The sequence below is a fragment of the Streptomyces sp. F63 genome, from assembly GCF_018070345.1.
In the GTDB taxonomy this organism is placed as follows: domain Bacteria; phylum Actinomycetota; class Actinomycetes; order Streptomycetales; family Streptomycetaceae; genus Streptomyces.
The window spans coordinates 47,374-56,895 of record NZ_JAGPXX010000037.1 but is presented as its reverse complement, the minus strand read 5'-3'; the positions used below and the strand labels follow the sequence as shown (position 1 = coordinate 56,895).

Sequence of the window (9,522 nt, the reverse complement as noted above, 5' to 3'; positions counted from 1 at the left end):
GGGGAGGGGAGGGGCGGAGAGCGGCGGAGGGCGGAGGGAGACGGCGGGCTGTTGCACGGAGGCGTTACGGGATCGGTCGGGCCGGGCCGCCGGGCGACCGTTCCGGCGGAGGGGCCCCGAGAAGGCGGCTTGCCCGGGCTCCCGCGCGGCTGTCTTCGCGCGCCCCCGGACCGGGCCGTCTCACCGTGGAGCCGGAGGGGAGGGAGGGATGGGAGGCGGAAGAACTCAGACCGTGGCCCTGGCGTGGAGGGGGAAACGGGCACGGACCGTCTTGCCGCCGGTGCGGGGGAGGACTTGCAGCTCGTCGGAGAGCCGCTGGACCATGATCAGGCCGAGCCCGCCGCCGCCCGTGAGATCCGAGGTCGGGCGGATGGCCGGGGTGACCTCACTGCGGTCGTCCACATCGACGATCAGCACGTCCTCACGGACTCTGATGCGCAGCCGCCACCATCCGGACGTGTGCCGGGCCGCGTTCGCCACCAGCTCGGACACCACGAGCACGACCGCGTCGGCATCCACCCCGGGGCATGCGGAGGAGACGAACTCCGCAGCCGCGTGCCGGGCGTCAGCGGTGCTGGCCCGGCTGGACTCCACCACGACCATGCGGCTGCACCTCCTCCTTACCGTTCATTACACCCCTCCTGCCCACCGGCCGCCCAAACATGGGACACGATCAGGCAGCGAATGACCCCGATGATGTGAGAACACCTGTCATCCGGGTACTCCCGACCGACCTGTCACCAAGGGAGACGGGCCGGCGGGGATCCGCGTTCCGCCTTCCGGGTGGCGGCCCGCCGGGCGCGGCGTGCGCACCGCGCACCTCCCCGCGCGCCGTGCCTAGCCTGCGGAGGTCACCGTATCGCGGAGGTGTCCTCCATGTTCCGTCCAGCCCTCCCCCTCCGCACCCGGAGGCCCCGGTCGCTGACGGCCGGCGTCCTCTGCGCCGCCGTGCTGGCCGGTGGCTGCGCGCAGTGGTCCCGGGCCCCGGAGCCTCCGGCACGGCCCGGCCCGGAGGCCGCCGCGCCCCGCGTCTCGCCCTTCGAGGGAGTGACCGGGAGGCCGCGTGCGACCCCCGGTACGACCTTCCTGCTCGTCGGCCTCGACCGGCGCACCGGGATCTCGCGGGAGGACAAGCGGCGGCTGTTTGTCGGCGGCGAGGGCTGCGACTGCACGGACGTGATGATGCTGCTGCACGTCTCGGAGGACCGGCGGCGGGTCAGTGTCATCAGCATCCCGCGCGACTCCTACACCGAGTTCCCCCCGCACACGGAACCCCCCGCCACGGGGACGTCCGCCACGGGGACGTCCGCCGCGGCGACCTCCGCCACGGGGACGCGCGCTGCGGAGCCCCCCGCCGGAGAGCCGCCCGTCACGGACACGCCCGCCGCCGGAGCCCCCGGGCCGGCCGCCTCCGGGACCGGGACCTCCGGCCCGCCGGCCTCCCCGCCGGAGAGCCCCGGAACCGCGACCTCCGGAACGGCGGCCGCCGGTGCCGTGCCCTCCGGCTCCGGCGGCGGGCCGGTACGCCACTGGGGAAAGATCAACGCGGCGCACAAACACGGCGGCCCGGCCCTCACCGTGGCCGCGGTCGAAGGGGCGACGGGTATCCGGATCGACCACTACCTGGAGACGGACTTCACCGGCTTCGTCCGCACCGTCGACCGGCTCGGTGGCGGCCGGGTCTGCACCGGCAAGCCCCTGAAGGACAAGAACTCCGGCCTCGACCTCCCGCCCGGCACCCATCACGTCGACGGCACGGGCGCGCTGAAGTACGTCCGCGCCCGCAAGCTGGATCCCCCGGGCGACCTCGGCCGGGTCCGCCGGCAGCAGCGCTTCCTGCTCTCGGTGATGGAGAACCTCCTCTCCGGCGAGCGTGCCGCCGCCGGCCGGGACGGGCTCTCCCGCAGCGCACGGGCCCTGCTCGCGTCCGTCCGCACCGACGAGGGTCTGACCCTGCCGAAGCTGGCCGGGCTCGGCCGCGCCCTGCGGAAGCTGCCGACCTCTGCCGCCGAGTTCGCCACCGTACCCATCAGGGACTTCGACCACCGGGTACCCGGCTGGGGCTCCACCCTCGTCTGGGACGAGCCCCGCGCGGAGGCCCTCTTCGCCGCCGTCCGGGCGGACCGCCCGATCGTCCCGGAGACCCGGCCGGGGGAGGTCCGCCCCGTCCCGGTCGCCATCGCCCCCCGCAAGCTGCGGGTCCGGGTGGCCGAGGGGCCGGGGGCCGAGCCGGGCAGCGCCGCACGGCTGGCGCGGGAGCTGCGGGCGGCCGGTTTCACCGTCGTCGGGGTCACGGCCGGGTCCGGCGGTGGCGCCGAGCAGGCCGGGCCGACCGAGATCGCCCACGACCCGCGGCTGCGGCGCGCCGCGCCGACCCTGTCCGCCGCGCTGCCGAACGCCCGGGTGCGTGAGGTGAAGGGCCTCGGCCGGGTCTTCCGGGTGACCGTCGGGCCGATCGCCGGCCGGGTGGTCCCGGTCGTCCACGACCGGAGCGGTGTCGAGGGGGCGCCCGTGACGGGGGACGAGCTGAGCTGCCGCGAGGCCCCGCCCGGCGGCTAGCGCTCCCGTGCCGGCGCCGCGGGCCCGCCCGTCCGTGATCACGGACGGGCGGCGGTCACCGGGCGCGTGGCGCGGGGCCCGGTGCCGCGGCGGGGATCCACGCCTTCGCCGGCGAGCAGTCGGCGCCGACCGCACCGTCACCACGCTCCTGACGATGCGGCTGGGCAGGGACTCCACCCCGGTCGCGGCGCGTGCCGACTGATCGGCGGGCTCGACGGCGGGGAGGCCGAGGAGGCGTCCGAGCGGATCGAGAGCGCCGATGGGGAACGAACGGCCCACGGCCGGCCGGAGCTTCCCCGACATCGTCGACGCCACCGCCGGGGACCGCCGGCATGCCCGCCGGGACCGGCGGGAACGCGAGGCGACGGCGGCGGCAGCGGCGGAGAACTCCGGCTGAATTCCGGTGAGTTCGGGACGGAACGGGGGAGTATGGAGTGGCGGCGGGGGATATCCGCCGGGCCGGGCGGCGCGGGGCTGTCGCGCCCCCGCCCGCGCGGGAAGAGCACGCACGGCTGATCACGCACCGAAGACCGCACGGCCGATTCGAGAGGCGAACAGTATGGCCACGGCTCAGGCAGCGCACCTGTCCGACGACGACCTCGCCACGCTGGACCGCTACTGGCGGGCCGCGAACTATCTGGCCGTGGGCCAGATCTACCTGCTCGCGAACCCGCTGCCGGACGAGCCGCTGGCCGTGGAGCACATCAAGCCGCGGCTGCTGGGGCACTGGGGCACCACACCCGGCCTCAACCTGGTCTACGCCCACCTCAACCGGGTGATCAAGGCCCGGGACCTGGACGCCATCCACATCACCGGTCCCGGCCACGGCGGCCCCGCGACCCTCGCCTGCTGCTGGCTGGACGGCAGCTACTCCGACGTCTACCCGGACGTCTCCCGCGACGCCGAGGGCATGGCCCGGCTCTTCCGGCAGTTCTCCTTCCCCGGCGGGGTGCCGAGCCACGTCGCCCCGGAGACTCCCGGCTCCATCCACGAGGGCGGCGAGCTGGGCTACGCGCTCAGCCACGCCTACGGCGCGGCCTTCGACAACCCCGGGCTGGTCGTCGCCGCGATCATCGGCGACGGCGAGGCCGAGACGGGCCCGCTGGCCACCGGCTGGCACGGCAACAAGTTCCTCGACCCGGTGCACGACGGCGCCGTCCTGCCGATCCTCCACCTCAACGGCTACAAGATCGCCAACCCGACGGTCCTCTCCCGCCTGCCGCGCGAGGAACTGGACCAGCTGCTCCGCGGCCACGGCCACGAGCCGGTGTACGTCGAGGGCGACGACCCGGCCGCCGTGCACCACGCCCTGGCCGCCGCCCTCGACCACTGCCTGGACCGGATCGCGGAGCACCAGCGGGCGGCCCGCGAGGACGGGGCGGCCGGACGCCCCCGCTGGCCCATGATCGTGCTGCGGACGCCCAAGGGCTGGACGGGACCGGCCACCGTCGACGGCAAGCCGGTGGAGGGCACCTGGCGCGCCCACCAGGTGCCGCTGTCGGGCCTGCGGGAGAGCCCCGGGCATCTGCGGCAGCTGGAGGAGTGGATGCGCTCCTACCGCCCGGAGGAGCTCTTCGACGAGCAGGGCCGGCCCCGCCCCGAGGTGCTCGGCCACGTCCCCGCGGGCGACCGGCGGCTCGGCTCGAACCCGCACACCAACGGCGGCCGCCTGCTGCGGAGTCTGCCGGTGCCGCCGATCCGGGACTACGCGGTGAAGGTCTCCGCGCCGGGCGCCACCCTGCACGAGCCCACCCGGATCCTGGGCGGGCTGCTGCGCGATCTGATACGGCGGACGGAGAACAGCCGGGACTTCCGGCTGTTCGGGCCGGACGAGACGGCCTCCAACCGCCTCCAGGACGTCTACGACGCGAGCGGCAAGGGCTGGCAGGACGCGCTGCTGCCGACCGACGAGCACCTGAGCCGCGACGGCCGGGTGCTGGAGATGCTCTCGGAGCACAACTGCCAGGGCTGGCTGGAGGGGTATCTCCTGACCGGGCGGCACGGCCTGTTCTCCTCGTACGAGGCGTTCATCCACATCGTGACGTCCATGGCGAACCAGCACGCCAAGTGGCTGAAGGTCTCCCGGCACCTGCCCTGGCGAATGCCGCTGGCCTCCCTGAACTACCTGCTCACCTCGCACGTCTGGCGGCAGGACCACAACGGCTTCTCGCACCAGGACCCCGGCTTCATCGACCACATGGTCAACAAGGACCCGCAGACCATCCGGGTCTATCTGCCGCCGGACGCCAACACCCTGCTGGCCGTCGCCGGGAAGACGCTCGACAGCCGCGACCTGATCAATATCGTCGCGGCCGGGAAGCAGCCCTGCTTCGACTGGCTCTCCCTCGACGACGCCGTCCACCACGTGGAGCGCGGCGTCAGTGTGTGGGACTGGGCCGGCAGCGACACCGGGCGGGAGCCGGACGTGGTCCTCGCCGCCGCGGGCGACGTCCCGACGCAGGAGGTCATGGCGGCGGCCGGACTGCTCCGCGCGCATCTGCCGGAGCTCGCCGTCCGGGTGGTGAACGTCGTGGACCTGATGCGGCTGCTGCCGCACACGGAACATCCCAGCGGGCTGAACGATCACGGGTTCGACGCCGTATTCACCGCCGACAAGCCCGTCATCTTCGCCTACCACGGCTACCCGTGGCTGATCCACCGGCTCACCTACCGGCGGAACGGCCACCCCAACATCCACGTCCGGGGATACAAGGAGCAGGGCACCACCACAACACCGTTCGACATGGTCGTGCTGAACGACATGGACCGCTACCGGCTGGTCATGGACGTCATCGACCGGGTGCCCGGGCTGGCGCTCCGGGCGATCGGGGTCCGCCAGCTGATGAAGGACAAGCGCAACGAACACCGCTCGTACATCCGGGAGCACGGCCAGGACATGCCCGAGGTCCGCGACTGGAGCTGGGACTAGCGGCCCCCCGCGGGGACGGAGGGACCGCGGGCGGCAGCGCCGCGGCGGTACGGCGGAACCGGCAGCGCAGCGACCGCAGCAGAGGCAACAGACGCGGGGCCATCCCGCCACCGAGGGAGTCTTGAGATATGGCAGACACCGGGACGAAGGCGCAGATCGGAGTCACCGGGCTGGCGGTGATGGGCCGCAACCTGGCCCGCAACCTCGCCCGGCACGGCTACACCGTGGCGCTGCACAACCGCACCGCGACCCGGACCCGTGCCCTGGTCGAGGAGTTCGGCCACGAGGGCACCTTCCTCCCCTCCGACGATCCGGCCGCCTTCGTCGCCTCGCTGGAGCGGCCCCGCCGCCTGGTGATCATGGTGAAGGCGGGCATGTCCACCGACGCGGTGATCGACGAGTTCGTCCCGCTGCTCGAAGCCGGCGACATGATCATCGACGGCGGCAACGCGCACTTCGAGGACACCCGGCGCCGGGAGGCCGCGCTGCGCGAGCGCGGCCTCCACTTCGTCGGCACCGGGATCTCCGGCGGCGAGGAGGGCGCCCTCAACGGGCCCAGCATCATGCCCGGCGGCTCGCCCGAGGCCTACGCCGCCCTCGGCCCCCTGCTGGAGGACATCTCCGCCAAGGCGGCCGACGGCACGCCCTGCTGCACCCACATCGGGGCGGACGGCGCCGGGCACTTCGTCAAGATGGTGCACAACGGCATCGAGTACGCCGACATGCAGCTCATCGGTGAGGCCTACGACCTGCTGCGCCAGGTCGCCGGCTACCGGCCCGCCGAGATCGCCGAGATCTTCCGCACCTGGAACACCGGCCGCCTCGACTCGTATCTCATCGAGATCACCGCCGAGGTGCTGGCCCACACCGACGCCGTGACGGGCCGGCCCTTCGTGGACGTCGTCGCCGACAGCGCCGGCCAGAAGGGCACCGGCCGCTGGACCGTGCAGACGGCGCTGGACCTGGGCGTGCCGGTCTCCGGCATCGCCGAGGCCGTCTTCGCCCGCTCCGTCTCCGGCCACGCGGAGCTGCGGCAGGCCGCGGGCGGCCTGCCCGGCCCGCAGCGCCCCGCCCTCGGGGCGGAGGACGCCCGGCACTTCGCCGACCAGGTGGAGCAGGCGCTCTACGCCTCCAAGGTCGTCTCCTACGCCCAGGGCTGGAACATGATCGACGCGGCCGCCGCCGAGTACGGCTGGTCGATCGACCCGGGGGCGGTGGCCACGATCTGGCGCGGCGGCTGCATCATCCGGGCCGCGTTCCTCGACCGCATCCGTGCCGCCTTCGACACCGATCCCAAGCTGCCCACGCTGCTGGCCGACCGGGAGTTCGCCGGGGAGATCGGCGCGGCGCAGCGGGACTGGCGCACGGTGGTCGGCACGGCGGTGGCACACGGGGTGCCGGCCCCCGGTTTCTCCGCCGCCCTCGCGTACTACGACGCCCTCCGCGCCGAACGGCTCCCGGCCGCGCTCACCCAGGGCCAGCGCGACTACTTCGGGGCGCACACCTACCGGCGCGTGGACCGCGGGGGCAGCTTCCACACGCTCTGGGGCGGGGACCGCTCCGAGGTCGCCGGCTGAGGCGGGGGCGGCCACCGGGCGCGGCCGCGGCGGGCTCCCGGCGGCGGGGGCGGGGCTCCCGGCGCGGGGGCCCGCCGCGGGCCGTGCGGACGGGCCGTGCAGGCAGATCATCACACTTTCGAGGGAGTGCGGGGAGCGCCTGGCCCGCCGCCGGTCCCGCCCGCGCGAGTCTGACCGGAGAGCAGCCGTCCGGAAAGGACTCCCCATGCGCTGGTCCCGCACCTCCGGCGGACCGCCCGTAGCGGTGGACCTCGGCACCTCCCGTCTCCGCGTCCGCGGGCCGCGCGGCACCCACCGCTACGACGGCGCGTCCGTCATCGCGGTGACCGCGGGGTCCCGGCAGGTGGTGGCCGTCGGCGACCAGGCGGCCCGCGTCCTCGGCCGCACCCCGCCGGACATCGAGGCCGTCGTGCCGCTCGGCCGCGGCGTGGTCACGGACTTCGACGCCGCCGCCCTGCTCCTCCGGCACGCGCTGGGCGACGGCCGCCCCTCCCGGCGCGGTCTGCTGCCGCCCGGGGTCGTCACCGGCGTCCCCGCCTCCGCCACCGAGGTGCAGCGGATCGCCGCCGAGGAAGTGCTGCTCCAGGCCGGCGCCCGCTGGGTGCGGCTGCTGCCCAAGGGGCTGCTCGCGGCGCTCGGGGCCGGCCTGCCGCTCTGGGACTCCGGCGGCACCATGATCGTCGACATCGGCGCCGGAACCACGGAGATCTGTGCCTTCGCCTTCGGGACCCTGGTCGCCGCCGAGTCCTCGCCGGTCGCGGGCGATGCCGTGACCTCCGCGCTGGTCACCCACCTCCAGCGCGAGCACGTCCTGGCGCTCAGCACGAGCGCGGCCGAGGCCGTCAAGACCGGCCTCGGCCGGGTGGCGGAGAGCGCCCCCGGCACCCGCCTGCCGGTCCGGGGCCGGGACCGGGTCAACGACCTGCCCAAGACCGTCTCGGTCGCGGCCGGGGAACTGCGGGACCTCATCGAGCCGGAGATCCGGCGCATCGCCCGGCTGGTCGTCGCCGCCATCGGCAACTGCCCGGGCGGTGTCGCGGACGACATCGTGGAGCGCGGGCTGGTGGTCACGGGGGGCGGGGCGCTCTTCGACGGCCTCCCGGACCGGCTGGGCCGGGCCATCGGCATGACCGTCCACCTCGCCGGGGCGCCGCGCTCCTCCGTGCTCGACGGCGCCGTGCGCTGGATCGACGACGTGGACCCGGCCGCCCGCGAGCAGATGCTGGCCCCGCTGTGAGGAGCGCAGCGACCGCGGACGGCCTCCGCGCAGCGGTGCCCCCGGGCCTCCGGGGCGGGGGTTCAGACCTCCGCGCGGCAGCCGGGCAGGGGGCGCGGATGCGGCTCCGGCCGGTCGCGTGCGCCCGCCGCGCGCTTCCGCTCCCGCAGGGCGCCCTCCCGTACGGCGGCGTGGACGGCCCGGGCCAGCCGCGCACCCCAGAGGGAGCGCGGACCGCCGAAGGCTTCCTCCTCCTCGCCGGGACGGGGTGCGCGGGCCGCCACGCACACCGCGTCCGAGGGGGTGCCGGAGCAGTCGTAGCCCGCCTCCAGCAGCGCCTGGACCTTGGCCTCCGTCGCCGTGGCCACGGCGTTGACCAGGGCCGCGTCCCCGAGCGGAGCCGGGACGGCGACGACGATGTTGACCGTCCCCGGCGGCGGGGCGGCCGGGGAGCCGGGGGCGGGGGAGGCGGCCCAGCCGGAGACACCGATGCCGGTGGTGACCAGTGCCTCCACCCCGCCGTCGGCAGCGCGGGTGCACGCGTCGACCTCGGCCGCGGTCATCAGGCCCACACCGGGCCCGGTCAGCCCGGCGTCGCGGGCCAGCCCGGCCAGGTGGCGGCCGGGGTCGGTCCGGCTGTAGCCGGGCCGTACCTGGGCGTTGAGCACCCAGCCGCGCTCACCGAGGCCCCCGCCCAGGACGGCGCTGCTGGCCATCCGCCAGCCCGGCCCGGCGCGCCACAGCAGGAGGTGGCGGCAGGCCCCGTCCTCGGCGCGGGCCAGCCGCTCGGCCCGCAGCAGGACGGGCGCCGGTCCGGCCGCGGGGCGGGGCAGGGGGGTGGTGGTCACGGCGCCGTTCCTCCGTCGGCCGGGTCCGGGCGGCGGCCGGGGGGTGTCCCGGCGCCCGGTGGCCATGATCGTAGACGGCGGCCGCCGGGGCGGGGCAGGGGGGCCGGCCGCCGTCCCGGCCGCCGTCCCGCGCTCTCCGGAAATCTTGCCAAAACGGACAAAACGGCTTCCGGTGACGCGCTTCACAGAATGCGGAGCGGAATGGTGACCCACCGCATTGGGATGCCGCTGTTCCGTCGAGGATGTGACGCTCCGCTGTTTTCGGGCGGCAAACCGCGAGGATTTCCGTCGCTCTTTGCAGGCGCCTGTGCGCACCGGGTCACGCCATGCCCGCGAATACCTCCGGTAAACACCGCGCTGTCCGACTTCTCCTTGCCTTGGTGAAAACCGAGC

Annotated in this window: 7 protein-coding genes; 5 read left to right on the top strand and 2 right to left on the bottom strand. The window is 75.0% G+C overall.

The features are described from left to right. Positions 1-225 precede the first annotated feature (225 nt). Positions 226-603 carry an ATP-binding protein gene (locus KBZ10_RS25920; protein WP_210990156.1) on the bottom strand — a complete coding sequence of 126 codons (378 nt, stop codon included), beginning with the start codon at positions 601-603 and terminating at the stop codon, positions 226-228. A gap of 273 nt (positions 604-876) precedes the next feature. Here KBZ10_RS25920 and KBZ10_RS25915 point away from each other — a divergent pair, with 273 nt between their 5' ends. The 5 genes from KBZ10_RS25915 (at position 877) to KBZ10_RS25895 (ending at position 8,302) form a co-directional block, all read left to right on the top strand. Continuing rightward, positions 877-2,559, top strand: coding sequence for an LCP family protein (locus tag KBZ10_RS25915; RefSeq protein ID WP_210990155.1), 1,683 nt, complete (start codon positions 877-879; stop codon positions 2,557-2,559). Between the two features lie 259 nt (positions 2,560-2,818). Further along, on the top strand, positions 2,819-2,956 hold the full coding sequence (locus KBZ10_RS25910; protein WP_210990154.1) for a hypothetical protein: 138 nt from the start codon (positions 2,819-2,821) through the stop codon (positions 2,954-2,956). Positions 2,957-3,118: 162 nt separating this feature from the next. Further along, positions 3,119-5,488, top strand: a complete 2,370-nt coding sequence (locus KBZ10_RS25905; RefSeq protein ID WP_210990153.1) for a phosphoketolase — start codon at positions 3,119-3,121, stop codon at positions 5,486-5,488. 128 nt (positions 5,489-5,616) lie between these two features. Then, on the top strand, positions 5,617-7,065 hold the full coding sequence (gene gndA, locus KBZ10_RS25900; RefSeq protein ID WP_210990152.1) for an NADP-dependent phosphogluconate dehydrogenase: 1,449 nt from the start codon (positions 5,617-5,619) through the stop codon (positions 7,063-7,065). A gap of 205 nt (positions 7,066-7,270) precedes the next feature. After that, complete coding sequence (locus tag KBZ10_RS25895) at positions 7,271-8,302, top strand: rod shape-determining protein (protein ID WP_210990151.1); 1,032 nt, start codon at positions 7,271-7,273, stop codon at positions 8,300-8,302. A 62-nt stretch (positions 8,303-8,364) separates the two neighbouring features. On the opposite strand, the gene KBZ10_RS25890 is transcribed toward KBZ10_RS25895, so the two are convergent. Beyond that, entirely contained in the window at positions 8,365-9,195 is an 831-nt protein-coding gene (locus KBZ10_RS25890; RefSeq protein WP_210990150.1) for an adenosylcobinamide amidohydrolase, read from the bottom strand. Between the last annotated feature and the right edge of the window lie 327 nt (positions 9,196-9,522).

Bases quoted from the DNA above. Each gene is read 5' to 3' on its own strand.
- KBZ10_RS25915 (WP_210990155.1), top strand. From the start codon at position 877: ATGTTCCGTCCAGCCCTCCCCCTCCGCACCCGGAGGCCCCGGTCGCTG.
- gndA (WP_210990152.1), top strand. From the start codon at position 5,617: ATGGCAGACACCGGGACGAAGGCGCAGATCGGAGTCACCGGGCTGGCG.
- KBZ10_RS25920 (WP_210990156.1), bottom strand. From the start codon at position 603: ATGGTCGTGGTGGAGTCCAGCCGGGCCAGCACCGCTGACGCCCGGCAC.
- KBZ10_RS25910 (WP_210990154.1), top strand. From the start codon at position 2,819: ATGGGGAACGAACGGCCCACGGCCGGCCGGAGCTTCCCCGACATCGTC.
- KBZ10_RS25895 (WP_210990151.1), top strand. From the start codon at position 7,271: ATGCGCTGGTCCCGCACCTCCGGCGGACCGCCCGTAGCGGTGGACCTC.
- KBZ10_RS25905 (WP_210990153.1), top strand. From the start codon at position 3,119: ATGGCCACGGCTCAGGCAGCGCACCTGTCCGACGACGACCTCGCCACG.
- KBZ10_RS25890 (WP_210990150.1), bottom strand. From the start codon at position 9,195: ATGGCCACCGGGCGCCGGGACACCCCCCGGCCGCCGCCCGGACCCGGC.